The 26,779-nt window shown below is 61.9% G+C and carries 21 protein-coding genes and 1 riboswitch; of the genes, 7 read left to right on the top strand and 14 right to left on the bottom strand.

Annotated features, from left to right (window positions below):
• Window positions 1-54: 54 nt before the first annotated feature.
• The 4 genes from C8C92_RS03010 to hppD form a co-directional block, all read right to left on the bottom strand.
• A complete protein-coding gene (locus C8C92_RS03010; protein WP_116742991.1) occupies window positions 55-2,775 on the bottom strand; it encodes a TonB-dependent receptor in 2,721 nt (906 codons plus the stop codon).
• 163 nt (window positions 2,776-2,938) lie between these two features.
• Window positions 2,939-4,444, bottom strand: coding sequence for a S41 family peptidase (locus tag C8C92_RS03005; protein WP_116742990.1), 1,506 nt, complete (start codon window positions 4,442-4,444; stop codon window positions 2,939-2,941).
• Between the two features lie 123 nt (window positions 4,445-4,567).
• Window positions 4,568-8,164 (bottom strand): indolepyruvate ferredoxin oxidoreductase family protein, encoded by a 3,597-nt coding sequence (locus tag C8C92_RS03000; protein ID WP_099760970.1) that lies wholly within the window; start codon window positions 8,162-8,164, stop codon window positions 4,568-4,570.
• A gap of 286 nt (window positions 8,165-8,450) precedes the next feature.
• Complete coding sequence (gene hppD / locus C8C92_RS02995) at window positions 8,451-9,578, bottom strand: 4-hydroxyphenylpyruvate dioxygenase (RefSeq protein ID WP_116742989.1); 1,128 nt, start codon at window positions 9,576-9,578, stop codon at window positions 8,451-8,453.
• A gap of 125 nt (window positions 9,579-9,703) precedes the next feature.
• Between hppD and C8C92_RS02990 the strand changes: the two genes are divergently transcribed.
• Window positions 9,704-10,228, top strand: coding sequence for an Lrp/AsnC family transcriptional regulator (locus C8C92_RS02990; protein ID WP_099760971.1), 525 nt, complete (start codon window positions 9,704-9,706; stop codon window positions 10,226-10,228).
• Here C8C92_RS02990 and C8C92_RS02985 read toward each other — a convergent pair.
• The 4 genes from C8C92_RS02985 to C8C92_RS02970 form a co-directional block, all read right to left on the bottom strand.
• Window positions 10,220-10,933 carry a GNAT family N-acetyltransferase gene (locus C8C92_RS02985; protein WP_116742988.1) on the bottom strand — a complete coding sequence of 238 codons (714 nt, stop codon included), beginning with the start codon at window positions 10,931-10,933 and terminating at the stop codon, window positions 10,220-10,222. The genes C8C92_RS02990 and C8C92_RS02985 overlap by 9 nt on opposite strands.
• An 87-nt stretch (window positions 10,934-11,020) precedes the next feature.
• Complete coding sequence (locus C8C92_RS02980) at window positions 11,021-12,118, bottom strand: multifunctional CCA tRNA nucleotidyl transferase/2'3'-cyclic phosphodiesterase/2'nucleotidase/phosphatase (protein ID WP_116742987.1); 1,098 nt, start codon at window positions 12,116-12,118, stop codon at window positions 11,021-11,023.
• A 13-nt stretch (window positions 12,119-12,131) separates the two neighbouring features.
• Complete coding sequence (locus C8C92_RS02975; protein WP_116742986.1) at window positions 12,132-12,848, bottom strand: glutathione S-transferase family protein; 717 nt, start codon at window positions 12,846-12,848, stop codon at window positions 12,132-12,134.
• A gap of 22 nt (window positions 12,849-12,870) precedes the next feature.
• Window positions 12,871-14,850, bottom strand: coding sequence for a lytic transglycosylase domain-containing protein (locus C8C92_RS02970; protein ID WP_116742985.1), 1,980 nt, complete (start codon window positions 14,848-14,850; stop codon window positions 12,871-12,873).
• A gap of 104 nt (window positions 14,851-14,954) precedes the next feature.
• Between C8C92_RS02970 and C8C92_RS02965 the strand changes: the two genes are divergently transcribed.
• Window positions 14,955-15,482, top strand: a complete 528-nt coding sequence (locus C8C92_RS02965; RefSeq protein WP_116742984.1) for a 5-formyltetrahydrofolate cyclo-ligase — start codon at window positions 14,955-14,957, stop codon at window positions 15,480-15,482.
• Between the two features lie 14 nt (window positions 15,483-15,496).
• Here the strand turns inward: C8C92_RS02965 and metF are convergent, their stop codons facing one another.
• From metF to metK, 5 genes are all read right to left on the bottom strand, one after another.
• Complete coding sequence (gene metF, locus C8C92_RS02960) at window positions 15,497-16,327, bottom strand: methylenetetrahydrofolate reductase [NAD(P)H] (RefSeq protein ID WP_099760976.1); 831 nt, start codon at window positions 16,325-16,327, stop codon at window positions 15,497-15,499.
• Entirely contained in the window at window positions 16,314-16,670 is a 357-nt protein-coding gene (locus C8C92_RS02955; protein ID WP_034783534.1) for a phage holin family protein, read from the bottom strand. The genes metF and C8C92_RS02955 overlap by 14 nt, the downstream gene beginning before the upstream one ends.
• 81 nt (window positions 16,671-16,751) lie before the next feature.
• On the bottom strand, window positions 16,752-18,176 hold the full coding sequence (ahcY, locus tag C8C92_RS02950; RefSeq protein WP_099760977.1) for an adenosylhomocysteinase: 1,425 nt from the start codon (window positions 18,174-18,176) through the stop codon (window positions 16,752-16,754).
• Window positions 18,177-18,200: 24 nt separating this feature from the next.
• Window positions 18,201-18,269, bottom strand: a riboswitch (S-adenosyl-L-homocysteine riboswitch).
• A gap of 57 nt (window positions 18,270-18,326) precedes the next feature.
• Window positions 18,327-18,848 carry a hypothetical protein gene (locus C8C92_RS02945; RefSeq protein ID WP_116742983.1) on the bottom strand — a complete coding sequence of 174 codons (522 nt, stop codon included), beginning with the start codon at window positions 18,846-18,848 and terminating at the stop codon, window positions 18,327-18,329.
• A 141-nt stretch (window positions 18,849-18,989) separates the two neighbouring features.
• Entirely contained in the window at window positions 18,990-20,156 is a 1,167-nt protein-coding gene (gene metK / locus C8C92_RS02940; protein WP_071079821.1) for a methionine adenosyltransferase, read from the bottom strand.
• A 188-nt stretch (window positions 20,157-20,344) separates the two neighbouring features.
• Between metK and C8C92_RS02935 the strand changes: the two genes are divergently transcribed.
• Genes C8C92_RS02935 through dapF form a run of 3 tightly spaced genes read left to right on the top strand, consistent with a single transcriptional unit; the run spans window position 20,345 to window position 22,961 of the window.
• On the top strand, window positions 20,345-21,214 hold the full coding sequence (locus C8C92_RS02935; protein ID WP_099760979.1) for a lysophospholipid acyltransferase family protein: 870 nt from the start codon (window positions 20,345-20,347) through the stop codon (window positions 21,212-21,214).
• Window positions 21,211-22,086: a lipid A biosynthesis acyltransferase gene (locus C8C92_RS02930; RefSeq protein ID WP_099760980.1), complete on the top strand. Its 876-nt coding sequence runs from the start codon at window positions 21,211-21,213 to the stop codon at window positions 22,084-22,086. The genes C8C92_RS02935 and C8C92_RS02930 overlap by 4 nt, the downstream gene beginning before the upstream one ends.
• A gap of 11 nt (window positions 22,087-22,097) precedes the next feature.
• A complete protein-coding gene (dapF, locus tag C8C92_RS02925; protein ID WP_116742982.1) occupies window positions 22,098-22,961 on the top strand; it encodes a diaminopimelate epimerase in 864 nt (287 codons plus the stop codon).
• 11 nt (window positions 22,962-22,972) lie between these two features.
• On the opposite strand, the gene C8C92_RS02920 is transcribed toward dapF, so the two are convergent.
• Window positions 22,973-24,475, bottom strand: a complete 1,503-nt coding sequence (locus tag C8C92_RS02920) for an SEL1-like repeat protein (RefSeq protein WP_099760982.1) — start codon at window positions 24,473-24,475, stop codon at window positions 22,973-22,975.
• A gap of 412 nt (window positions 24,476-24,887) precedes the next feature.
• Here C8C92_RS02920 and C8C92_RS02915 point away from each other — a divergent pair, with 412 nt between their 5' ends.
• Both C8C92_RS02915 and C8C92_RS02910 read left to right on the top strand, forming a co-directional pair.
• A complete protein-coding gene (locus C8C92_RS02915; RefSeq protein WP_116742981.1) occupies window positions 24,888-25,922 on the top strand; it encodes a porin in 1,035 nt (344 codons plus the stop codon).
• Between the two features lie 178 nt (window positions 25,923-26,100).
• Window positions 26,101-26,778: a DUF484 family protein gene (locus C8C92_RS02910; protein WP_099760984.1), complete on the top strand. Its 678-nt coding sequence runs from the start codon at window positions 26,101-26,103 to the stop codon at window positions 26,776-26,778.
• Window position 26,779 lies beyond the last annotated feature (1 nt).

Genomic DNA, 26,779 nt, shown 5'->3' with positions numbered 1-26,779 from the left:
ATAAAAAAGCCGGAACAGCGTCAGCTGCTCCGGCCTTGCTTTGACAAGCGTGAATTATGAGCCAAAGTGGTAGTTGAATTCGAGCCATCCCTGGCGGCCTTGCGGGCTGTAGTTGCCGATCGGGTAATACGGCCAGCCGTTGCTGGTGTCGCGCTTGATCTTGTCGAACACGTTATTGACGATCAGCGAGACGGTGGCGCGGTCGCTGATGCGGTAGACGGTGCTGATGTTGGCCAGCGCCGTCGGCGTCAGGTAGCCGGTGCCGGCGGCATTCGGCACCTTGCCGTAGCGGCTGACCAGCAAGGTATTCGACCAGTCGCCCGCCGCCCAGTTGACGCTCAGGTTCAGTTTGTCGGGCCAATCCATGTTGGTCAGCGATTTGGTTTCGTCGGTCTCTGCATCGCCGGCAAATTGCTGCGATTTCTTGCTCAGCACCCGCGCGTAGTTGGCCTTGAAGGCAAAGCGGCCATAGTCCGTTGTGCGCAGCACATACTTCAGGCTGACGTCGACGCCGCTGCTGCTTTGCTTGGCCGCGTTGATCGGGTTGACGGTGATGGTCTTGATCTCGCCCGCCTTGTTCAAGGCATTGGCCGCATAGCGCTCGATGCGGCCCAGGGTATCGATACAGGTCGGCGACCCGATGTCGGCCTTGCCCAGGCGGCAATCGGATTCGTCGCGCAGCAGCTTGTCGGCGCTCAGGTTCGTCACCAGGTCGTCGATCTTGATGTTCCAGTAGTCGACCGACACGTCGAAATTCGAACTCGGCGACCAGACAGTGCCCACGCCGAAGGACTTGCCCTTTTCCGACTGCAGGTCGCGGCTGCCGTTTTGCACGTAATCGGCGCCTGGCGATTTATTCGCATATTCGCAGCCGTCGATGGCCTGTCCGGCGGCATCGCAACGGTAGTAATCGGTGGTGCTCGAATAATAGCCTTTGCCGCGGGCCTGGTAGATGTAATTCATGTCCGGCGCGCGGAAGCTGGTGGCGTAGTTGGCGCGGAACAGCAGCTCCGGCGCCGGGCGCAATTCCAGACCGCCGTTATAGGTGAACTTGCCTTCCTTGCGCCCGGCAAAGCTGTAGCGGTCATAGCGGCCGGCCAGGGTGCCGATCAGCTTTTCATGCAGCGGCAGGTTCACTTCCGCGCCCAGCGCATAGCGCGAACGGGTGCCGGCCGTGGTGCCCGAACCGGTGGCGATATTGAAATAGCCCTGGTCGATACGCGCGTCGGGTTCGTTGCTGAAACCCTGCTTGCTCGCTTCGGCTATCGTGGCGATCTTCGCCGTGCCGGCAGGCAGCTGGAACAGGTCGCCATTCGTGGCCAGGCTGAGAGTATTCGTCCAGGCCTTATCCTTGCTGTCGCTGTAGCCGCTGATGCTGTCGAATTCGGCCGGCGTCAGCCGGCGCGACAGACGCGCCGCATCCGGTGCGTAGATGGCCACGCCCTTGGCATCCGTGCCCAGCTTGGGTCCCAGGAAGAAGCTGTCGATGTTCGACAATATGCGTGGCGTGTGGCCTTCGCTCTTGTAGACGGACGCGTTGTAGTTCGCTTCATACTGCCATGCGCTGCCGGGAATGCGGCCCTTGGCGCCCAGCGAGATGGCGGTGGCCTGGTCATCCCAGCTGCGCTTGTAGCGCTGCACGCCGCCGATTTCCTCAGGCGACATGAAGCGGGTCCACTCTTCGTAGGCGCCGCTGTTCTGGTTCAGGAAGTAGCCGTTGCCCAGCGAGGCCGAGGTCCACGATGGGCCGCGCGTCGTATTGACGGTCTTGTTCTTGCCGATCAGGAAGTCGGCAAACAAGGTCGTATCGGCATCGAGCTCGTAATTGGCGCTGCCAAACACGTTCTGGCTGCTATTTTTGGTCTGCGTGGTCCAGTAGGTCGGACGGGCTTTCGGGCTGGCGCAATAGCTGCCATTCTTCGCCGTGTACTTGCTGACACTGCCGCCGAACATGTCGCCAAACTGGCTGCAGGTGTCGCCCAGGTCGACATAGCGGCCGGACGTGCCTGACGCCATCACGCGGCGCGAAGCGACCGTGGTCGGTACGCCCGAGCGGCTGGTCATGAAGTCGCGCTCCATGCTCCACAACGGGTCGCGCTCGCTCAATTCCACGCTGAACAGGGTATGCAGTTTGTCGAAATTGCCGCCGCCCGTCAGCTGCACGCGCTGGTTGCCGGCGCCGCCGCGCGAGGTGCCGCCGACCTTGACGTTGATATCGAAACCTTCCGCCTGTTTTTTCAGGATCACGTTGACCACGCCGGCAATCGCGTCCGAGCCATAGATGGCCGAAGCGCCGCCGTTCAGAATCTCGATGCGCTCGACGATGCTAGCCGGGATATTCGCCAGGTTGGTGAAGTTGACCGCGCCGTCATAGGCGATGGGGAAGTCGGCCAGGCGGCGGCCGTTGAGCAGGATCAAGGTGTGGTTCGGCCCCAGGCCGCGCAGGCTGATGGTATTGGCCGACGGCGTGAACGTGTTGCCGTAATCTTCGCCCTGCGTAAAGCCGCTGTTCTGCACCTGGCTGGTCAGCGCGTCGAAGACGTTCTTGTAGCCCTGCTTGGTGATTTCATCGCCGGTCAGGATGGTGACGGAAGACGGGCCTTCCAGGCTGGCGCGGGGAATGCGCGAACCGGTGACCACGACGGCTGGCGGGGTGGCCGCTGCCTGCTGAGCCGCTGCGGGCGCTTGCGTTTGCGCGTGCGCCTGCCATGCGGTGCCGCCCAGGATGGCCAGTACGCCAAGGCTGAGCGGGGTTAACTTGAACTGTTTCGACATCGTTGCGCTTCTCAAGGTGGGAGAAAAGCGGGACGATAGCAAAATGCCAGTCATTCCAGAACGAATGGATTCATCTTTCTATATATCAAAATTGTTATATAGAAAGATTCTTGAGCAGGAAAACGTCAGGCGTCAAGGCGATGCCAAGGCAGAAGCATGCGCTTTATTGGCGAATAAGGGCAATTTCCTTGTAGGCCGGGCGCAGCAGCCGCGTCGCCGTCTCGGCCGGACTCTGCATCGAACTCAACAGCCTGGTCGCGCCTGTGGCCGGCGTACAGCTGCCGATGTTGCGGTAGCGCAGCGCCGCCGCCAGCATGCCTTCGGCCGGATCGCCCAGCTGGTGCTGGAAATCATCCGTCACGTCGCAGGTCGGCGCCATGCCGTCGGCAAAGTCGCCAAAGCCCTTGGCGTTGACACCCTGGAACTGCACCGCGAAATAGGTGGTGCCGCAATTGGGCGTGGGATAGAAACCGTAGGGCTTGCCGCACGTCGTGCCGCCGATCAGGTTCACTTGCACATTCACGCCGCGCAAGCCGTTGATGATGGCTTCGCTGGCCGAGCAGGTATTGCCCGTCGTCAGCACGGTCACCCGCGTCAGCCCCAGCGAGGGCAAGGGCGTACCCTTGGGGAGGGGATTCGGGCCGGGAAAGCCCTGGCTTTGCGCATGGAAGGGCACGGGCGCTTTCGGCCGGGTCTTGTCATTGAAGAGCACCTGCTCGAAGGTCTTGCCGGTGGTGACTTGTGGGCCGGCAATCATGTAAGCGAGTTCGCTGGCGACATCGAGATAGCCGCCGCCGTTGTAGCGCACGTCGAGCACCAGGTCGCTGATGCCGGCCGCCTGGAAGCGGCGCATGCTCTCGACCAGCTGGCGCTCGGCGACATTATTGTGGGTGTTGAAGGTCAGATAACCCACCTTGCCCGTGGGCGTGTCAATGATGCGCTCGTTCTGCACGGCGCTGGTGCTGACCTCTACCGCCTGCAGGGTGGCGTTTCGCACCGTTCCGTCACGGCTGAAACTGAGCACATGCGTGCCTTGGGCCTCAGGGAACAGGCCCGCGTTGATGATCTTCACGCTGGCCGCGTCCGCGGCATTGACGAAATCGACGCCATCGATGCTTTGCAGCAGGTCGCCCCGCTGCAAGCCCGCCAGGGCCGCCGGCGAACCTGGTTCGACGATCGAGATCACCGCCTGGCGCGGTGGCGTGTTACGCGTCTGCGCCAGCAGCATGCCGTAGCCCAGTTCAATGCCATTCTGCGCATTCTCCCACTCGGCCGTTGGATATGTGAAATGGAACTGGTCCTTAGGCTTGCCGGACGCCGTCGTGGCCGTTGTTTTCAGCACGTCGAAATAGGCGATGGGCGTGGTGAAGCTTTGCGGCTGGTACGAGGTCGGCACTTCGCGGTACCACAGATACGTTTCATCGATCCAACTGCGCACCCACGTCAGTTCATCGAGCAGGGTGCCCGGCTTGTCGATGCTGCTGCCGCTGCGCGGTGCCTCGCAGCGGTTCGCCACAGTGGACGAAGCGACCAGCGCCGTGGGACCCGTCGGTACGGTTGGCGTCAAGGGCGGGACGACGGGCGCGCTGTCGCTGCCGCCACCTCCGCCGCAGGCACTCAACACGAATCCGAGGGAAACAGCGAGGCAACGAAGGCGCAGGGAATGCATGAGAAACTTTCCGAAAAGAAATTATCGAAAAATTATAATATGTTTTGCCAGCAAGCGTTGTTTTCTTTGTCACAGAAAAATGGCGCCCGCAGGCGCCATTACTACTACGTCATACTCAAACCATCACGCCACGCTGGCCGCCACGGGCGCTGCCACGACGGGCGGCAGCGGCGTCGGCGCGTTGAAGGCGATCAGCAAACTGGCTTCCTTCTCTTTCGCCGCCTTCAAATGACGTTCCTTCACGTGACCATAGCCGCGGATGTCTTCCGGGATGCTGGCAATGGCCACGGCTTGCGCCAGCTTGGCCGTCGTCAGTTTCGGCAGCAAGCCGCCCACCGTCGCGCGGTATTCAAGAATCAGCGCGCGCTCCGTCTTGCGCTCGGCCGTATGGCCGAACACGTCGAACGCCGTGCCGCGCAAGCCCTTGAACTTGGCCAGCACGCCGAAGGCCTTCAGCATCCACGGGCCATATTCCTTCTTGATCAAATGGCCCTGCGCATCCGTTTTTGCCATGATCGGTGGCGCCAGGTGGAACTTGAGCTTGATATCGCCCTCGAACATGGCGGCGATCTTCGCCTGGAAGGCGCCGTCCGTGTACAGGCGCGCCACTTCGTACTCGTCCTTGTAGGCCATCAGCTTGTAGAAGTAGCGGGCCACGGCTTCCGTCAGGCGCAAGTGCGGGCCATTCAGGGCGCTTTCGGCCGCGCGCACCTGGCTGATGAAGTCCAGATACTGCTGCGCATACGCACGATCCTGGTAGGCCGTCAGCAAGGCGACCCGTTTTTCGATGATGTCGTCGAGCGTGTCGATGCGCTTGAATTCCACCACCTTGGCGGGGGTTGTCATGCGCACCAGGCTGGCCGTATCGTGGGCGCCCGCGCGGCCCCAGTTGAAGGCGGCCTTGTTGAACGCCACCGAGACGTTGTTCAAGTCGATGGCCTTCATGATCGACGCCTCAGTCAACGGCACCTTGCCCTTTTGCCAGGCATAACCGAGCATGAACATGTTCGTCGCGATGGAGTCGCCCATCAGCGCCGTGGCGATCTGGCCCGCATCGATGAAATCGACGTGATCCGTACCGCAGGCCTTTTCGATTTCCATGCGCGCCGATGCACCGGGGAATTGCCAGTCCGGGTTTTTCACAAACGCCGCCGTCGACGAGCTGGTCGAGTTGATCATGGCCCAGCTGCGGCCCTCGCCCATGCGCGACAGCGCGTCGCGGCTGGCCGTGACGATCAAATCGCAACCGATCACCAGGTCGGCCGCGCCCGTGCCGACGCGCGTCGAATGGATGTCTTGCTGGCGGTCCGCCAGGCGTACGTGCGACATCACGGGGCCGCCCTTTTGCGCCAGGCCGCTCATGTCGAGCACGGAACAGCCCTTGCCTTCCACGTGCGCCGCCATGGCCAGGATCTGGCCCACGGTGACGACGCCCGTGCCGCCGATGCCGGTGACCAGGATGCCGAACGGCTCGGCCGTCGAAGGAATGACGGGTGTCGGCAAGGCTGGCGCGGCCGGTGCGTCCTTGTCGGCTGCAGCGGCTTTTTTCGGCTTTTTCAAGCCGCCGCCTTCCACCGTCACGAAGCTGGGGCAGAAACCCGTCGTGCACGAGAAATCCTTGTTGCAGGACGACTGGTTGATCTGGCGCTTGCGCCCCAGTTCCGTTTCCAGCGGCTCCACCGACAGGCAGTTCGATTGCACGGAGCAGTCGCCGCAGCCTTCGCAGACGGCTTCGTTGATGACGGCGCGCTTGGCCGGGTCCGGGTATTCATTGCGTTTCCGGCGGCGGCGTTTTTCCGAGGCACAGGTCTGGTCGTAGATCATGGCCGACACGCCCGGCATGTCGCGCAGTTCGCGCTGCACGTCCATCAGTTCCGAACGGTGGCGCACGGTGACGCCTTCGGCCCAGGCGTAATCGTCCGGGTATTTTTCCGGCTCATCGGTGACGACGATGATGGGACCGACGCCTTCGGCGGCAATCTGGCGCGAAATGATGGCCGGAGACAATGGGCCATCGAATTCCTGGCCGCCCGTCATGGCCACCGCATCGTTGAACAGAATTTTGTAGGTGATATTCACCTTGGCCGAGACGGCGGCGCGGATGGCCAGGATGCCCGAGTGGAAATACGTGCCGTCACCGAGGTTGGTAAACACGTGCTTTTCATTCGTGAACGGCGCCTGCCCCACCCACGTGACGCCTTCGGCGCCCATGTGGGTAAAGGTCGACGTTTCGCGGTCCATCCACAGCACCATGTAGTGGCAGCCGATGCCGGCCAGCGCACGCGAGCCTTCCGGCACCTTGGTCGAGGTATTGTGCGGGCAGCCGGAGCAGAAGAACGGCGTGCGGTCCTTTTGCGGATCGGGTTTCACGCTGATCGCTTTCAGCACATTCTCTTTGGCTTCCAGGTAGGCGATGCGCTCCTTCACGCGCTGCTCGACGGGGTGGCCGGCGTAATAGCGCGAGATGCGGCTGGCAATCGCGCGCGCGATCATGGCCGGGTTCAGTTCATACGTGGCCGGTAGCAGCCAGTCGCCGTGTCCCGTGCCCTTCTGGTTGCTCCACTCGCCCGTGTCGTCGAACTTGCCGACCACGCGCGGACGCTCGCCATCCTTCAGGTTATACAGTTCTTCCTTGAGCGCGTATTCGAGGATTTGCCGCTTTTCTTCCACCACGAGGATCTCGTCGAGACCCTTGGCAAATTCGTGCACGCCGTCCGCTTCCAGCGGCCAGGTCATGCCGATCTTGTACAGGCGGATGCCGATGTCGGACGCCGTCTGCTCGTCGATGCCCAGGTCGGCCAGCGCCTGGCGCGTGTCGAGGTAGGATTTGCCGGCCGTGATGATGCCGATGCGCGCCTTCGGGCTGTCCCAGATGATCTTATTGAGCTTGTTGGCACGCGCATACGCCAGCGCCGCATACCATTTGTAGCTGTTCATGCGCACTTCTTGTTCCAGCACCGTGTCGGGCCAGCGGATGTTCAGGCCGCCGGCCGGCAGCTCGAAATCGGTCGGCAGCACGATCTGCACGCGGTCCGGGTCGAAATCGACGGCAGCGCCCGACTCGATGATGTCGGTCACGCATTTCATCGACACCCACAAACCCGTGTAGCGGCTCATGGCCCAGGCATGCAAGCCGTAATCGATGTATTCCTGTACCGACGACGGGTACAGCACGGGGATGCCGCAAGCGTTCAGGATATGGTCGGACTGGTGCGCCGTCGACGAGGATTTCGCCGCATGGTCGTCGCCGGCCAGCACCAGCACGCCGCCATGCTTGGCGGAACCGGCGTTATTGGCGTGTTTGAAGACGTCGCCGCAGCGGTCGACGCCAGGGCCCTTGCCGTACCACATGCCGAACACGCCGTCGTATTTCGCGTCTTCGAACAGATTCGTTTGCTGCGTGCCCCAGACGGCCGTGGCGGCCAGGTCTTCGTTCAAGCCGGGGTGGAATTTGACGTGGTGTTCATCGAGGTATTTCTTGGCCTTGATGGCCGTCATGTCGACCGACGTCACGGGCGAACCGCGGTAACCGGTGATGTAGCCGGCCGTATTCAGGCCCGCTTTCAGGTCGCGCTCGCGCTGCAGCATGGGCAGGCGGATCAGCGCTTGCGTGCCCGTCATGAAGGCGCGGCCACGCTCGAGCGTGTATTTGTCGTTCAGGGAAATCTCGGACGCGTGCGCGCCCGGCTCAAGACTCGAGCCCTTGATTGGTGCATTCATTACTTGTCTCCATTATTCTCGGTGCTACGCGTGCAAAGTCGGTTGAACTCACACGTACCGGTCGCGCTTTGTGAGCATGCCGGTGCGGAAAAATGACTTGTTTGTCGTAGACTACCACAGGAGGGCGCACAGTTCTTTTGCTGCACTGCACTCCCGGGCGGGTGCTGTTTGATGCCTGTTTTCTTTGCTGCCATGTCGGATTACGCTGCGCTAATCCGACCTACATCAATGGCGTGTGACGCGTAGGTCGGCTTAGCCCGCCAGGGCGTAAGCCGACAACAGCCAATTACGCCGCGTTCGTATCTTTCAGCACGCCGCGCTTGATCTGATCCAGCTCGATCGATTCGAACAGGGCGCGGAAATTGCCTTCGCCGAAGCCCTGGTCGCCCTTGCGCTGAATGATCTCGAAGAAGATCGGGCCGATTACCGTCTGCGTAAAGATTTGCAGCAGCAGTTCGCGTTCCGTTTCCGTGCTGTGGCCATCGATCAGGATGCGCAGGCGGCGCAGTTCTTCCAACTGCTCGCCGTGGTTCGGCAGGCGGCGGTTGACCAGTTCATAGTACGTTTCAATCGTATCCTGGAAATCGATACCCGTATCACGCATGCCTTGCACGGATGCGTAGATATTGTCCGTGCCCAGGGCGATGTGCTGGATGCCTTCGCCATGGTACTGGTCCAGGTATTCGGCGATCTGCGACTTGTCGTCCGACGATTCATTGATCGGGATGCGGATCTTGCCGCAGGGCGAAGTCATGGCTTTCGATTTGAGGCCCGTCAGCTTGCCTTCGATGTCGAAATAGCGCACTTCGCGGAAGTTGAACAGGCTTTCATAGAAGCTCGCCCATTCCTTCATGCGGCCACGGTGCACATTGTGCGTCAGGTGGTCGATATACGTCAGGCCATGGCCGACCGGGTTGGCGACGGCGCCGGGAATGGCGACGAAATCGACGTCATAGATGCTGATGTCGCCGATGCCGCCCGATGCGGCGGCGCCTTCCTTGTCGGCGCCCTTGCCGCGCCAGCGGTCAACGAAGTACAGCAGCGAATCGCCCACACCCTTGATGGCGGGGATATTGAGCTCCATCGGTCCCGTTTTATTGTCGAAACCCCAGGCGCCCAGTTCCAGCGCGCGGCGGTACACAAAGGCCGCGTCGTCGACGCGGATGGCGATGGCGCACACGGACGGGCCGTGATGGCGGGCAAAACGCTGCGCGAACGAATCTTGTTCGGCATTGATGATGAAATTGATGTCGCCCTGGCGATACAGGGTCACATCCTTGTGGCGGTGGCGCGCGATGGCCGTGAAGCCCATGTTCTCGAACAGCTTGCCCAATGCTTTTGGGTCTGGTGCTGCATACTCGACGAACTCGAAACCATCGGTACCCATCGGGTTATCCCAAGGCTGAAATTGCATGATGTCTCCTCCAAGAAGTAGCGCACAGTATAGGCGTGGCTCACGGGCATTAAATGCCAAAGATCTCCCGAACAATCATGATTTGCGCAATAATATTGCGTGAAACGAGAACCACCGGAGGGAGCATGAGCAAAATTACGCTGGATAAAACAGACCGCAAGATCCTTGCCGTCCTGCAGGCCGATGGCCGCCTGTCGAATCAGGACGTGGCCGAACAGGTCAGCCTGTCGCCGTCGCCATGCTTGCGCCGCGTCAAACGGCTGGAAGAAGCGGGCGTCATCCGCCAGTACGTGGCCCTGCTGGACCCGGAAAAGATCGGTCTGGGCTTGCTCGCCTATGTGAATGTGCGGCTGGAAAAGCATAGCGACGCCACCGCGCACAGCACGGCGCGCGTGCTGGCGCCCAACCTGGTGACGACTACCTCGCCGCGCGCCGACTTCGCCGTGGCCGTGGCGCATTGGCCGGAAGTGGTGGCCTGCTATGCGATGACGGGCGAAATGGATTATCTATTGCGCGTGCATGTGGAAGACATGGAGCATTTTTCGCGCTTCATGATGGCGACCCTGTTGCGCCACCCGGCCGTGCTGGACGTGAAATCGAGCTTTGCCTTGCAGCGCATCAAGGATACGACGGCCCTGCCCTTACTGTGACGGCGGTGACGGTGGCTCGGGCTTCTTCTTGCGCCCCGGCAAGCGATCCCACAGTTTGAATGCGGCGCGCGCGTTCGCCTTGAGCGTGTAGTCGAACATGGCAAACTGCTCCTGTACGGCTTCCTGCAGCATGCTGCTCGGGTTCGGCGGCAATAGTTTCAAATATGCATCAGCTTCGCCATAGTCGCGCTGGATTTCCATGCCCGCCTTCTTGGCGATATGCATCATCGTCTTGTTCGACGACAAACAATGCATGTACAGGGTATCGACATCGTTGTTGCGGCAGTGTATCGCCGCCCGCTCGAACAGTTTCGAACCGACGCCCATGCCGCGCATGGATTTCGACACGGACACGCCAAACTCGGCCACCTGCTCCTTGTCCGTGACGACACTTTTCGCCGGCGACTTGTCCTTCGGCGCGAACGCCAGATGCCCCACGCCCACCAGCTTGAACAAGCTGTTGTAGACGCCATAAATCATATCGCGCGAGAAATCCATCTTCTGTACGTACTGGGCGACGAGTTCATCGGGCAAGGTGCTGCCGAAGCGCAGCAAACGGTCGCTTTTCTCCAGAGAGAGAAAATGCTTCATCATGCGGCGCCGGTCGCGCTCATGCAACTGCTTGACGAGCACGCTCGGGCGCCCGCCGCCGCTACGACTGAGCCAGCGGCGAAACGGATTTTGAAACAGCTTGGGTAAGGTCACGACGACTCCTGGGGGCGGTGCTGCGGCACGTCAGGCCGGTATTGTGCAGTGCAACATTATGGCGCCATTGTAGCCTATTCCCGCCATTCAAGCCTGGGCCAGGAATGCTTGCACGGCGGCTACCCGCGCCGCGTGGATGACTTCAGGAATGCGTTTCGGCTCCGCACAACCTTGCGCCAGCGCGCCAGCGTTGACGGCGCGCGCCGCGTCCAGCCCGCCCTGCAAGCGCACCGCTTGTGGAAAGTCCCCGGTGACCAGCCCATCGCACGCCACCGCTTGCAGCAGCTGCGCAAAGCGCTGCGGTTTACGCAAGCCGTCGCAGCGTTCGCACAAGCTCACCACGGCTTCGGCGTGCAAGTCCAGTGCGCCATTGATCTGGTCCAGCTCGCGCGCCGCCATGACGGCCAGCTCGCGGCACTCGTTGGGCACGCGCAGGCGCTCGCTCAGTTGTTCAATGGCATCTTTCGGCAGGCGCAGCAGCAGGGCGGCGAAGCGCACGGGCAAGTCAAGGCCTTGCGCGGCCGCATGGTCGATGACCTGCAGCAAGCGCTCGCTCAACTGGATTTCTCGCATGATGCGCGCCAGCGCGCCGCATTCCTGCAGCGCCGTCAGCATGCGCGACGGCCGCGCTTCCATCAATCCTTTCGCTACTTCCTGCCACACGCGTTCGGCCACCAGGGCATCGACTTCGCCGTCGGCCACCATCCGGCGCATCAGCGCCATGGTGGCGGGCGCGACAGTGAACGTATGAAACCGGGCGGCAAAGCGCGCCAGGCGCAGGATACGCACGGGGTCTTCGCCAAACGCGTCGGAGACGTGGCGGAAGATTTTGTTCTCGATATCCTGAATGCCGCCGAACGGGTCGGTCAACGTACCGTCCGCGGCTTGTGCGATGGCGTTGATGGTCAGATCGCGCCGCACCAGGTCGTCTTCCAGCGTGACGTCGGGCGCCGCGTGGAAGACAAAGCCCCGGTAGCCGGGGGCCGTCTTGCGTTCCGTGCGGGCCAGCGCGTACTCTTCCTGCGTCTTCGGGTGCAGGAAGACAGGAAAATCCTTGCCGACGGGGCGGAAGCCCTGGCGCAGCATATCCTCGGGCGTGGCGCCCACGACGACGTGGTCGTGGTCTTTCACGGGCAAGCCCAGCAGTTGGTCGCGCACCGCGCCACCGACCGTGTAAATCTTCATGGTGAACTTCTCTTTAATCGGGTAATTCCGCGTCGTGCTTGGCCGCGACTTCCGTCTCCGCCAGCGCTTCCGTGATCCAGCGCGCCACGGCGGGGTGCGCCTGCACGCGCTCGCAATACGCGTTCAGCGCCGGTGCCAGACTCACGCCATACGTGCGGAAACGCATGACGACGGGGGCGAAATACGCATCGGCGATGGAAAACTCGCCAAACAGGAATTGGTGGTGGCCAAAGCGCGATAAACACTCTTCCCAGATTTCGCTGATGCGGCCGATGTCCGCCTGCGCGGCGGCCGTGCGGCCACGGCCCGGCAACGTCGCCTTGATATTCATCGACATGTCCGTGCGCAAGCCGGTGAAACCGGAATGCATTTCCGCGCAGACACAGCGCGCCATGGCGCGCGCGGCCACGTCTTGCGGCCACAGGTGTTTGTCAGGAAACTGCTCGGCCAGGTATTCGCAGATGGCCAGGCTGTCCCAGATCGTGATCTCGCCCGCCAGCAGCACGGGGACCCGGCCGCAGGCCGAATACTCGGCGATCTTCGTCGCCGTGTCGCTCTGGTCGAGCAGCACGCGCACTTCCTGGAACGGGATGCCAAACGCCGTCATGGCCACCCACGGGCGCATCGACCACGACGAATAATTCTTGTTGCCGATGATGAGGGTCAGGCCTGGCTCGCGCGCGGCGGCCAGGGTTTGCGTCAGGCTGGGATCAAGGATGGTCGTTTGCATGGTCGGGTATCAATTCATTGGGTTACGGCAAATCGGCCGCGATGGCGCTGTTTTTCGGTCCCACGGTACCCAGGCGCGCTTTCAGCGACTGCGGGCGCTTCTCGAACAGGGCCGCGTAATAGGTGGCGTTGGCCATCACGTTTTTCACGTAGCCGCGCGTTTCCGTGTACGGAATGATCTCGGCAAAGATGGCGCCTTCCAGCGGACTCTTCATGGTGGCGCGCCAGATGCGCAAGCGCCCCGGCCCCGCGTTGTAGGCGGCGCTGGCCAGCACTTGCGAACCATCGAGGCCACCGAGCACCATGTTCAGGTAATTCGTGCCCAGCAAGACGTTGGTGCGCACATCGCTCAAGGTTTCCGTGACGAAATCGGTGAGGCCGATCTTCTTGGCCACGTAACGGGCAGTCGATGGCATCACCTGCATCAAACCGGAGGCGCCCACATGCGATTGCGCATCCATGATGAAGCGCGATTCCTGGCGGATCAAGCCATACACCCAGGCTTTGTCGAGGCCCAGGGTTTGCGTGGCCGGATGCATGACGTCGTCGTGCGGCGTCGGGTAGCGCTGCGTATAGTCCACTTCCAGGCGCGTGCGGTCGGACGTATTGACCATGCGGTCGAGCACATTGTTCTGGCGCGCAAATTCCGCGGCCGCCAGATGCTGGCGATCCGTCATCGAGCGCAATTCCCAGTTCCACTCGCGCGTGCCTTCGAAGCGCAAGCGCATATTGAAAAATTTCAGCGCCCGCTGCAAGCCCGGATTGGCGGCCATGGCGGCGATTTCTGTCGGGCTGACGGGCTGGCCCGGCGGCGGCAACACCAGATGGTTGCCCAGCTCTTCGTTGGCCAGCAAGCCATAGAAATTCGATTGTTCGCTGATCGTGCGATACAGGGTGTCGGCTTGCGCATTCGGGCGGCCCGGCGTTTCCGCCTGCTGCGCGCGCGCCAGCCAGTAGACCCAGGTGGGGTCCGTGCGCAGCGAGGCCGGCATGGCCTGGATGGACGATTTCACCACAGGCCAGTTGCCTTCGCGCAAGGCAATGCGCGTTTTCCACTGCATCTGCTCCTGGGTCAACGGTGCGCCATTGGATTTTTGCCAATATTCAAACGCTTCCGGCGCCAGCGAATACGATGCCTGCAGGGCCAGGCTAGCCCAGCCGATGGCTTGCTCCTGCGCGGTCAGCTGCGCGCTGGCTTTTTGCAAGGCCACCACGCCCAGTTTCAGGGTGCTTTTCGCCATGCGGCCGACAGCCACCAGGTACATTTCATGGTCGGCACGGCTGGCGCCCGGGCCCTTGGCCAGCACCAGCGCCGGCAAATCGATCGCTTGCGCCATCTTCGCGTCGGACGCACCGAGCAACAGCGCGATGCGGCGCGCCGGGCCCGTGGCGTTGGTCTGGCCCGCCAGGCGGATCTGCGCCCACAGCTCATTCGTGTCGAACTGGCCATTTTGCGCCAGCACGGCGATCAGGCTGCCGCACGCTTCGCCATAGCCGGGCGGCGAGACCAGCAGGTTGCGCGCTTCGGGCGCCACGTTCTGCCCCTTGGCCGCGCGCGACATCAGCGCGTAGCACTTGAGCTGGGTGTCGTCGTCGAGGGCGAATTGCGGGTATTGCTCGTCAAATACGACCCAATCGCGCTTGCGGCCCAGTTCCAGCAGCCAGTCGTTGCGGAAACGGTCGGCGATGGCGCTGCCCTTGTAGCGGTTCAGGTAATCGCGAAATTGCGCCTCGGTCAGCAGTTTGATGCGCGGTTTCAGCCGATAATAGTCAACATACGATGGAATCTGGTAATTCGTCAGGCGCCCCGCATAAAAGTCGGCTTTTTCGGCGTCATCCTTGCGCGCGGCGTCGCGCAGCAGCAGGAAGGCATCGTCCTCGCTGCGCGTGTCGGGTGCGGCAGGAGAGACGGTGGCGGACACCTGGGCCAGGGCGGCCAGGGGAGACAAGGCCGATGCAACACACAGCATCGTGCCGGCAATCCATTTCAGTGGGGAAATCAATGTACGACTCTCAATCTTAACTTGATGGTGATATGAATAGCGACCCTAGAATAACATGCGATCCGGCTACACGGCCACCCATTGCGCCACAGGACAAAGCCGGCTTGCGCAAGGCCCTGCTGGCGGCTCGCCGCGCCCTGCCCGAGACTACCCGCGCGGGGTGGGATGCGGCCATCGCGCAGCGCCTGCTGGACTGGTGCGCACAGGAAAAAGTCGAGGAACTGGGCGTGTACTGGCCCCTGCATGGCGAGCCGGACTTGCACGGCGCGTATGCGCAACTGGCCGCGCGCGGCGTGCAATTAAGCTTGCCTGTAGTACTGGAAAAGCATGCGCCGCTGGCATTTTCCGACTGGACGCCCGGTGTAGCGATGGTGAAAGATGGCATGGGCGTGGCCGTGCCGGCCCAGTTGCGCCTGCGCCCGGCGCCGGCCACCCTGCTGGTGCCCTGCCTGGGTTTTAGTGTGGAACGGTATCGCCTCGGCTATGGCGGCGGCTATTACGACCGCACGCTGGCGCAAACGCCCCGTCCGCGCACCCTGGGCATCGCCTATGCCTGCCTGATGGCAAGTTTTCCGAACGGCGAATACGACATCGCCCTCGATTACGTCGTAACCGAGGGCGATCTGCTCTAACGCATCAGAATGGTTTATTTCACCAGGCGCTGCCACAGTGCGGTCGTGGGCGCCGCCTGGTTCATGCTATAGAAATGCAAGCCTGGCGCGCCGCCTTCCAGCAGGCGTTCGCACAAACCCGTCACCACGTCCAGTCCAAAGGCCTTGATGGACGCGCTGTCGTCGCCGAAGCTGGCCAGTTTCAGACGCACCCAGCGTGGAATTTCCGCGCCGCACATGTCCGAAAAGCGCATCAATTGCGTGTAGTTCGTGATTGGCATGATGCCGGCCACGATAGGCACGTTGATGCCCATCTTCTGTGTCTGCTCGACAAACTGGAAATACGCGTCGGCATTGTAGAAGTACTGGGTGATGGCCGCATCGGCGCCAGCCTGCACCTTGCGCGCGAACGCCTGCAGGTCGTCTTGCGGCGAACGGGCTTGCGGATGCACTTCCGGATAGGCGGCCACTTCGATATGGAAATGGTCGCCCGTCTCGGCGCGGATGAATTCCACCAGCTCGTTGGCGTAGCGAAACTCGCCCGAGGCACCGTAGCCGCTGGGCAAGTCACCGCGCAAGGCCACGATACGGCTCACGCCGGCCGCCTTGAAGTCGGCCAGCACGGCGCGGATCGATGCGCGCGAACCGCCCACGCAAGACAGATGCGGTGCGGCTTGTTCGCCAGCCGCCAGGATTTCGCGCACGGTGTCCAGGGTGCCCTGCTGCGTGGTGCCGCCGGCGCCGAACGTCACCGAGAAATACTTCGGCTGCAATTCAGACAACTTGATACGCGTGGCGCGCAGCTTTTCCGCCCCTTCCGGGGTTTTCGGCGGGAAAAACTCAATACTGAAATTATGCTTTTCCATCGTCATTACTCAAAAGTAAGGTCGACAGGGCCCAGGAAATGATGCTGTACAGAATGGCACCACCCACGGCAGACCAGAAACTGGCGACATGGAAACCATCGATCACCTGCGCCACCAGCCAGAACAGGAAGCCGTTGATGATCAGAATGAACAGGCCCAGCGACAAGAATGTCACCGGCAGGGTCAGCAGGATCAGCAATGGGCGGATCAGCGCATTGACCAGCCCCAGCACGGCAGCGGCCAGCAGCGCCGTCCAGCCGCTGCTCATCGTCACCGAGTGCATCAGGTAGGGGACGGCAAACAGGGCTGCCGCATTGATAAACCAAATCAGTAGCAAGCGCATTTCTCTAGCCTGTCAAAAGTAGGGTCAGGCCGGCGGCAGGCGCCGGCCCTCAGAGGGTGAGTTACAGCCCCGGACTACCGATTAATAACGGTAATGCTCTGGCTTGTAGGGGCCTTCTTGACGCACGCCGATGTAGTCGGCTTGCTCTTGCGTCAGTTCCGTCAGCTGCGCATTCAACTTTTTGAGTTGCAAACGGGCGACTTTTTCGTCCAGGTGTTTTGGCAAGGTGTACACGCCGACCGGGTAGTTGGCCGTGTTCGCGTACAGCTCGATCTGGGCGATCGTCTGGTTGGCAAACGACGAGCTCATCACGTACGACGGGTGGCCCGTGCCGCAACCGAGGTTGACCAGGCGGCCTTCGGCCAGCAGGATGATGCGGCGGCCCGACGGGAAGATGATGTGATCGACTTGCGGCTTGATGTTTTCCCACTCGTATTGCTTCAACGAAGCAACGTCGATTTCATTGTCAAAGTGACCAATGTTGCAGACGATGGCCTGGTCTTTCATGCGCGTCAGGTGATCGTGCGTGAGGATGTGATAGTTGCCGGTGCAGGTGACAAAGATGTCGCCGTGTTCGCAGGCGTAATCCATGGTCACCACGCGGTAGCCTTCCATCGCCGCCTGCAGTGCGCAGATCGGGTCGACTTCCGTCACCCACACTTGCGCCGACAGGGCGCGCATGGCTTGGGCCGAACCTTTACCGACATCACCGTAACCGGCGATGACGGCCACTTTACCGGCGATCATCACGTCGGTGGCGCGCTTGATACCGTCGACCAAGGACTCGCGGCAGCCATACAGGTTGTCGAATTTCGACTTCGTGACGGAATCGTTGACGTTGATCGCAGGGAAAGCCAGCTTGCCGTCCTTGTGCATTTGATACAAACGGTGCACGCCGGTGGTGGTTTCTTCCGTCACGCCGAGGATTTCCGGCAGACGCTTCGAATACCAGGTCGGATCGGTCAGCAAGTGTTGCTTGATCGAGTTGAACATGCAGATTTCTTCTTCCGAACCGGGGTTCGCCAGCACCGACAGGTCGGTTTCCGCGCGCACGCCCAGGTGCAGCAGCAGGGTCGCGTCGCCGCCATCGTCGAGGATCATGTTCGAGTAGACAGCCTTGCCGTCCACGTTCGGCCATTCGAAGATGCGGTGCGTGTATTCCCAGTAGTCGTCCAGCGACTCGCCCTTGATGGCGAACACAGGCGTGCCGGCGGCAGCGATGGCGGCAGCAGCGTGATCTTGCGTCGAGTAAATGTTGCACGATGCCCAACGCACTTGCGCGCCCAGTGCTTCCAGGGTCTGGATCAGCACGGCGGTCTGGATGGTCATGTGGATGGAACCGGTGATGCGCGCGCCTTTCAGGGGCTGCGCTGCCGCGAATTCTTCGCGGATGGCCATCAGGCCAGGCATTTCCGTTTCAGCGATCTTGATTTCTTTGTTGCCCCATGCGGCCAAAGTGATATCGGCGATGGTGTAGTCGTGTTGCGATTTGAGTACGGCGTTCATCACGCCCTCCTTTCAGTTGAAAAAGGTACGTGAGCGCAGTTGCAGGATATTCCGAGCCTGGCGAATTTCTTCGTCGCAACGCTCCTCGGACAGTGCATCATAACATTGGCCATGCGCCGGCGGCAACCATTAGTCAAGCGCGCTGGCGCCCTATGGTTTCTGCGGCGGCCAGTTCTTGCCCTGGCTGAGACAGCTGGCGCGCGCGTCGGCATCGAGGCGCCGCGCTATGTCATCGGCCAGGTCGCGCAGGATGGGTATCATGTCTTTATCGGCCTTGCTGCCGTCGGTCGGGTAATTCGCGGCGCGCATGGCCCATTTGCAGGTGAGCACGGGATCGGGCTTGCTGTTCGAGCGCCAGGCATCGGGATCCGTGGCGAGAAAACCACTGTCCGCATAGATGGTGAGCACATGCAAGGCCTGGCGTGCCGACATTTGCCCCATCAACTCGGTGAGTTCCGGCCGCATCTGGACCGGCGTTGCCAGCGAGCCCTCGGGAAAAATAAATTTGCCGCCCGCCGCCAGGATCAGCACGGCATGACCATCGCCGGCCTCCGCCTTGTCCAGCCATTGCCCCACCGTCAGCGTGGCCGGCGCCGCCACCGCCAAGGCAGCGGACAGGCCGAATGTCGCCACCAGACCAACACACAGCGAGCGTACGTGCAACACAGTCATGCCATTCCCCTATTGGTTTATTTGCAATGAATTGTAGCGTATCCCTACGGCAACGCCGTTCGGTACGCACTGTCGCGTGCGCCCATGAAAAAAGCGCCCGCGGCCAGCTGGCCGGGGCGCTTCTCATGCAAGCGGGCTAGGTTACTTCAGGCCGGCAGCGTCGCGCAGCAGGGCGACCTTGTCCGTGCGTTCCCACGTGAACTCCGGCTCTTCGCGGCCGAAGTGGCCGTAGGCGGCGCTCTTCTGGTAGATCGGGCGCAGCAGGTCGAGCATTTGCACGATGCCTTTTGGACGCAAATCGAAGTGCGCCAGCACCAGCTTGGCGATTTCCGCGTCAGGAATCACGCCCGTGCCTTCCGTGTAGACGGTGATGTTGATCGGCTTGGCCACGCCGATGGCGTAGCTGACCTGCACCTGGCATTGGCGCGCCAGGCCGGCCGCGACGATATTTTTCGCCACGTAACGGGCCGCGTAGGCTGCCGAACGGTCGACTTTCGATGGGTCCTTGCCCGAGAACGCGCCGCCGCCGTGCGGGGCTGCGCCACCGTAGGTGTCGACGATGATCTTGCGCCCGGTCAAGCCGCAATCGCCTTGCGGACCGCCGATGACGAAACGGCCCGTCGGGTTGACGAGGAATTTGGTCTCCGTCAGCCATTCGCGCGGCAGGATCGGCTTGATGATCTCTTCGATGACGGCTTCTTCGATCTGCTTGTGCGAGATTTCCGGCGCATGCTGGGTCGACAGCACGACCGTGTGCACGCCGACGGGGCGGCCATCGACGTAGCGCAGGGTCACTTGCGATTTCGCATCCGGACGCAGCCATGGCAAGCGGCCATCCTTGCGCAGCTGCGACTGGCGCTCGACCAGGCGGTGCGCGTAATGGATGGCGGCAGGCATCAGCTCGGCCGTTTCATCGCAGGCGTAGCCGAACATCAGGCCCTGATCGCCAGCGCCTTGATCCAGGTCAATCCCCGCACCTTCATCGACGCCTTGCGCGATATCGGGCGACTGCTTGTCGTAGGCCACCAGCACGGCGCAACCCTTGTAGTCGATGCCGTATTCCGTGTTGTCGTAACCGATGCGTTTGATGGTTTCGCGCGCAACTTGAATATAATCCACATTGGCGTAAGTGGTAATCTCGCCAGCCAGCACCACCAGGCCCGTGTTGCACAGGGTTTCGGCAGCCACGCGGGCGGTCGGATCCTGGGTCAGGATGGCGTCAAGGATGGCGTCGGAAATTTGATCGGCAACCTTGTCGGGATGGCCTTCCGAGACGGATTCGGAAGTGAAGAGATAGTCGTTTGACATTGCAAGCTCCTGATTACTATGTGAATGTTCTGTCGCAGTAAAGAGGATATTGCCTGCGACGCTTTAGCGATATTTATATTCCGCTTCGCAAGTTGTCTATTAACTCAGCGGTTACTGCATACGTGGTATTTTACGCTTCTTAAAAAATTTTGGCACGGCAACACGCCATTCCTGGAAACAGCTTATTCATGTTAGTCCCAATTTTCCGCTTTTTATCCCTCTTTCCCCTGCCCGTCCTGCATGGCCTGGGCGCTGCGCTCGGCTGGGTGATTTACGCCATTTCCCCGTCCTACCGGCGCCGCATGCGCGAGAACATGCAGGGTGCGGGGTTTTCGCAACACTTGCACACGGCCGTGGCCGAAGCGGGCAAGAGCGTGCTGGAATTGCCCTTCATCTGGTGCGCGCCGCCCGAGCGCGTGGCGCGTCATGCCACCGTGGAAAACTGGGAACTGGTGGAAAAGGCCTTGCAACACGGCCGCGGCATCGTCTTCCTGACGCCGCATCTGGGCTGCTTTGAAATCGTCGCCCAGCAAATCGCCCTGCGCACCCCGCTCACCGTGATGTACCGCCCGCCCAAGCGCGCCGCCCTGAAACCGCTGATCGAAGGCGCGCGTGCGCGCGAAAACCTGATGCTGGCGCCGGCCAACATGTCGGGCGTGCGCATCTTTGCCAAATGCCTGAAAAAAGGCCAGCCCATCGGCCTGCTGCCCGACCAGGTGCCGCAAGAGGGCGAAGGCGTGTGGGCCGATTTCTTCGGCCGCCCCGCCTACACCATGACCCTGCCGGCCAAGCTGGCGCAGATGGGCGGCGCCGAAGTCATCATCACCTACGCCGAACGCCTGCCGGGCGGGCGCGGCTATATCGTGCATTTCGTGCCATTTACCGAATCGCTGGACAGCACTTCGGCCGAGCAGGCGCGCACCATCAACGCGGCCATGGAAGAATTGATCGCGCGCAGCCCGGCGCAATACCTGTGGAGCTACAACCGCTACAAGGTGCCGCGCGGCGCGCCGCCGCCCACGCCGGCCAGCCCCGCTGCCGCCAGGGAGAAGGCATGAGACTGCTGATCGCCTTCATGTGGCTGCTGCACTGGTTGCCCCTGCCCATCCTGGGCCGCTTCGGCGTCGGCGTCGGCAGCGTGTTGTTCCTGGTCATGCGCAAGCGGCGCGCGATCGCCCTGACGAACTTGCGTCTGTGCATGCCGCAATTGTCGGAAGCCGAGCGCGTGGCCCTGGCGCGCCAGCATTTCCAGGCGTATTCGCGCAGCGTGTGGGAGCGCAGCATCCTGTGGTGGTCGTCGGAAGCACGCCTGACCCGCCTGATCAAAAAGGTGCCCGCCTTTCCGGGCCAGCAGATCGCGGCCAAGCCGACCATTTTGCTGTGCCCGCACTTCGTCTGCCTCGACGTGGCAGGCGCCGCCACAGCGATGGAAATTTCCGCATCATCGATGTATGTGCAGCAAAAGAATGCCGCCTTCGACCAGGCCCTGCGCGCCGGCCGTTCGCGCTTCAAGCCGCCCAAGCTGTTTACGCGCCAGGATGGCATCAAGACGATACTGCGCGCGCTGCGCGACGGCTTGCCGTATTTCATGCTGCCGGACATGGATTTCGGCGAAAAGGATGCGGAATTCGTGCCCTTCTTCGGCGTGCCTGCCGCCACCCTGACGGCCACGGCGCGCCTGGCGCTGGCCGCCAAGGCGCAAGTGATTCCCGTCATCGCCACCTTTTTGCCCAATTACCAGGGCTGGCAAGTGACGTATTACCCGGCCTGGGACGATTATCCGGGCGACGACATCACGGCAGCCACGCGCCGCATGAACGCATTCATCGAAGAGCGCGTGCGCGAAGCGCCGGCCGAATACTTCTGGACGCATAAACGCTTCAAGACGCGTCCGCAAGGCGAAGCGTCGTTCTATAACCAGCACAAGTGATACGGCAAAACATGAAACTCCAATTTACCAAGATGCATGGCGCCGGCAATGACTTCATCGTCATCGATGCCATCAATCAAGATATCGACTTCACGCCGGCCCAGTGGCAGCGCCTGGCCGACCGCCGTTTCGGTATCGGCGCCGACCAGATCCTGGTGGTGGAAAAGCCGCGCCTGCCCGGCTGCGACTTCCGCTACCGTATCTATAACAACGATGGCGGCGAAGTCGAGCAATGCGGCAACGGCGCGCGCGCCTTCGTCAAGTTCGTCAGCGAAAAAGGCTTGTCAAGCAAGGCGAGCATCCGCGTGGAAACCATGGCCGGCATCATTGCACCGCGCCTGGAGCTTGACGGCAGCATCACGGTCGACATGGGCGCGCCTGTGCTGGAACCGGCACTGGTGCCGTTCGATGCGGCTGGCCTCGCCGGTGTAGCGCAAGGCAGCGACACCTTGTGGCCGCTGGACCTGGCGCTGCCGGGCCACAGTAGCCCCGTGCTGGTGTCCGTCGTCTCGATGGGCAACCCGCATGCCGTGCAGGTGGTCGACGATGTCGATGCGCAAGACCTGGAACAATCGGGCCCGCTGATCGAGCACCATCCGCGCTTTCCCCGCCGGGTCAACGCCGGTTACATGCAGATCGTCGACCGCCATCACGTGAAACTGCGCGTGTATGAACGGGGCGCGGGCGAAACCCTGGCGTGCGGCACGGGCGCCTGCGCTGCTGCCGTGGCCGGCATCCTGCGCGGCTTGCTTGACTCCCCCGTGCGCATCAGCGCGCGCGGCGGTGAACTGTCGATCGCCTGGCAAGGCCCGGGCCAGCCTGTCCTGATGACGGGCCCGGCCGTGACCGTGTTCGAAGGCACGATCGAGTTGTAAGCAAATAAACGTCAGGCGGCCAGGAACTGCTGTTCCTGCGCGACGCCGAGTTCGGCCAGGTAGCACTTCAGGCGGTACAGGCGTTGCCGGTAATTGCCTTCCGGCCCCGTCACGCCGCAATCGACGCGTTCGAACAGGCGCACCACCTGATCGAGCAGCTGGCGCTCCTGCGCCGTGCGGATCAATACCAGGCGCCGCTTGCCGCGCCCATGCGTGGCGCTGATATCGATCAGCAGGCAATGTCCCTGGTCGGCCGCATGCAGATCGAGCAGCAAGGCCTCTGCACGCGACAGATGAAAGCGGCGCGCCAGCTCCAGCCGCGCCGCCAGCAAAGGGTGGCTCTGGCCCAACTGGCGCAGTTGTCCATCGGCATGCAGGGCGGCATACTGGCCCCAGTCGCCGGGCTCGCCGTACGGCGCGATCTTCGCCAGCGCCGCCTCCGCTTCATTGCTGCCCTGCGCCTGCGCCTGCAGCAGCCAATAGGCGGCACGCACATCGTTGTTGACATCGTCGCGGCGATTGCGCCAGGCATGCATGCCGCACTCGAGCTGGGCCGGGCCATGTCCCAGGCCGGCGGCACGCTCCAGGCAGGAATGGGCTTCGACCACATTGCGCTGGGAAAATTCCGGTTTTGTATAGATGCGCGACAGCACGAACCAGGCTTCGGCCAGGCCCTGCTCGCCCGCCTGCGTCAGCCAGCGCACGGCGCGCTTGAAATTGGCCGCGCCGTTGCGCGTGGCCAGCCGCTGTCCATGCCCATCCATGCGCGCATAGCCGAGTCCCAGCTCCAGCTGCGCCGTGCGGTCGCCGCCATGCGCGGCCAGCTCGCAACATTGCCACCCCTCGGCATCGCCGCCAGGCGCCAGTGCCTGGGCACAACGCGACAGCAACTGCACTTGCTGCGGGTCCAGCGCGATCGTGCGCGCCCCGGCGGCGGCCTGGCGCTGCAACAGCTCGCGCGCCAGCGGCAAGCCTTGCGACAGGAAGCCGGCATGGTTGTCCTGGCTCCAGGCCTGCTCCAGCCAGGCGTACAGGGGCGCATCGCCATCGAAGGCGTGCTTGCCAGCGACGCCAGTATCGGGCACGCAGGCTGCGGACGCTCCTTCTTGCATGGATAATAACCATTGCGCATCGGGCAAGCCGGCGCGCACCGCGGCGTCCAGCGCCACGCGTGCCTTGGCGCGCAAGGTTTCACAACTGTTGGCGGCGTTGCCCAGCACCAGTTGCGCCAGCACCAGGCCCGCCTGCACCAGGCCCGCATCGAACGCCTGCGCGTAATACGGAATCAGCGTCCTGGCTGCCGGTTGCGCCACTTCGAACGGCACGTGCGTACCGATCAGCAAGCATGCTTCCTGGCTATCCTCCTGGGCCGCCCGCGCCAGCCAGTGCAAGGCGGTCGGCAAGCTCTGCGGCACACCCTGTCCGAACAGATACAGCCGTCCCAACGCCAGCTGGCAAGCCACATCGCCCGCGCGTGCCCCCTTGATCAATCCTAATGTTTCGCGATTTGCCATCGATTCTCGATATTGAGTCAATGATTCTAATAGTAAGCCGTCTCCAGGCCCGTCCATGCGGGCCGTCCCTTAGTGTAACGTCCTTGCGTCATAAATCCGTCACAGCCCGCTTAAGAACTTGATTCAACGCAACAATGTCCTGGCCAGGACACGCCAATATGGCGAGGTGCCGCCACCGTGGCGATGGGAGAACGCCGGCCATCGGCGCAGGATCGGCAAAAACCGCGCGTTACAAAAATACAACAGGGCCATGGATTTATGACGCTTTTCACCAATCTTTTCACGCATATTTGACCAATCCCGCACGTCTTGCGCGCCAACGAATTAAGGTTCACTCATCGAAACGCGGTAATTGGCGCATTTCAATCTGCTCGGATCTCGGACGGAACTCACTTTTAATAGGGAATAAGACATGAAAAAATCACTCGTTGCCCTCGCACTCTTCGGCGCCTTTGCCGCAACCGCACAAGCGCAGTCGTCCGTCCAAATCTACGGTACGATCGATGCTGGCCTGGGCAAATTGACTGGTGAAACCACCAAAGTCACCAAGCGCGACAACAACAAGCTGGGTTTCAAGGGTACGGAAGATCTGGGCAATGGCTTGAAAGCTATTTTCCAACTGGAAATTCGCTATGAATCCGATACGGGTACGCTGGAAAGCAATTCCCGTCCGCTGTTCCAGGGTCAAAGCCGCGTCGGCCTGCAAGGCAACTTCGGTACCGTGCGCCTGGGCCGTGGCCTGACCGCCTTCCAGGAATCGAGCACCGCGTTCGAACCATGGTCGGGCATGCCTACGCCAGCCGGTTTCCAGACCGACATCACGGTGGCCGCCTACACCAGCGATCCGCTGAGCGCAACGGGCAACTCGCGTAACCGCTTCTCGAACGCCGTGTTCTATAACTCGCCAGTCTTCAGCGGCTTCCAGTTCAACGCCACTGTCGCCGCCAAGGAAGCCAATAACAATCCAGCATTCCCTGGACCAGCAGCTACGCCACCAGCCAACAACTACCCGGTGGCTGCCAATGCCGTGCCAGCGTCGAATCCATACTCGATGTCGGCCACGTATAACTACGGCCAGTTCGCCGGTATGGCCGCGTATGAGCGCAATGGCGTGCAAGCCAAGCTGTGGTCGGTTGCCGCATCGTTCAATCCGGTAACGGAACTGAAACTGATGGCGTCGTACCAGCATCAGGATGACAGCAACTTCAAGATCGTCAATACGGACACCAAAGCATGGCTGGTTGGCGCCAACTACGACGTCGGCGCAGGCAAGATCCGCGCCGGCTACGGTCAAAAAACGCCAGACGGCGTGACCAAGACCAAGCAGGCATCGCTGGGCTACGACTACAACCTGTCGAAGCGCACCTACCTGTACGCGGACATCTCGAATCGCAAGGACGTCGTTTCGAAGACCTACATCGGTCTGGGCGTACACCACAATTTCTAATGCCCCGCACCTCACCCGCCACGGGTGATTGCTGAGCAAGAAATGCAAGGCGGCATGGGCAACCATGCCGCTTTTTTCATGCGCGCGCGGAAAATGCTGCGACACCCTCCCCTTTGCGCCTATGCCGCCGCACTCTCGGTTAGAATGAAGCGTTCATCCTTCTCTCTTCTGACTACCAATGACCGCTACACTCGATTCCAGCACCGTCGCCCAGTACCTGAGCGAGCATCCGACGTTCTTCGCAGAGCATACCGCGCTGCTCGGCGAGGTCAAGCTGAGCAGCCCGCTGACGGGACGCACCATCTCGCTGCAGGAGCGGCAGATGGAAGTGATGCGTGACAAATACAAGGCGCTGGAACTGCGCATGTCCAAGCTGAGCCGCCTGGCCGAGGAAAATGGCGACATCGCCAGCAAGTTCCACGGCTGGAACCAGGCCATGCTGCAAGTGCGCAGCGATGCGGCCATGCCGCGCGTGCTGGTCGATGCCCTGCAAAGCAATTTCGACGTGCCCTATGTCAGCCTGCGCCTGTGGCAAGTGCTGCCGGAACACGCCAATGGCTGGTTCACGGAAGATGTCACGGCCGACGTGCGCATGTTCGCCAACAGCCTGCAAGCGCCGTACTGCGGCAGCAACCGCGATTTCGAAGCAGTGCACTGGTTGCAGGCGGATAAAATCGAATCGACCGTCATGATCGCCCTGCGCGCCCCGAACACCACGGGCACCTTCGGCTTGCTGGTGCTCGGCTCGCCCGACAGCGAACGCTTTACGTCCAGCATGGGCACGGACTTCCTCGTGCATATCGGCGCCACGGCCAGCGCCGCCCTGGCCGCGCTGCGCGCCGGCTCGCCTGCCTGAG

It is taken from the genome of Janthinobacterium sp. 78 (genome assembly GCF_003096775.1).
Taxonomy (GTDB): domain Bacteria; phylum Pseudomonadota; class Gammaproteobacteria; order Burkholderiales; family Burkholderiaceae_D; genus Janthinobacterium; species Janthinobacterium tructae.
This window is presented reverse-complemented; position numbering and strand designations above follow the sequence as displayed.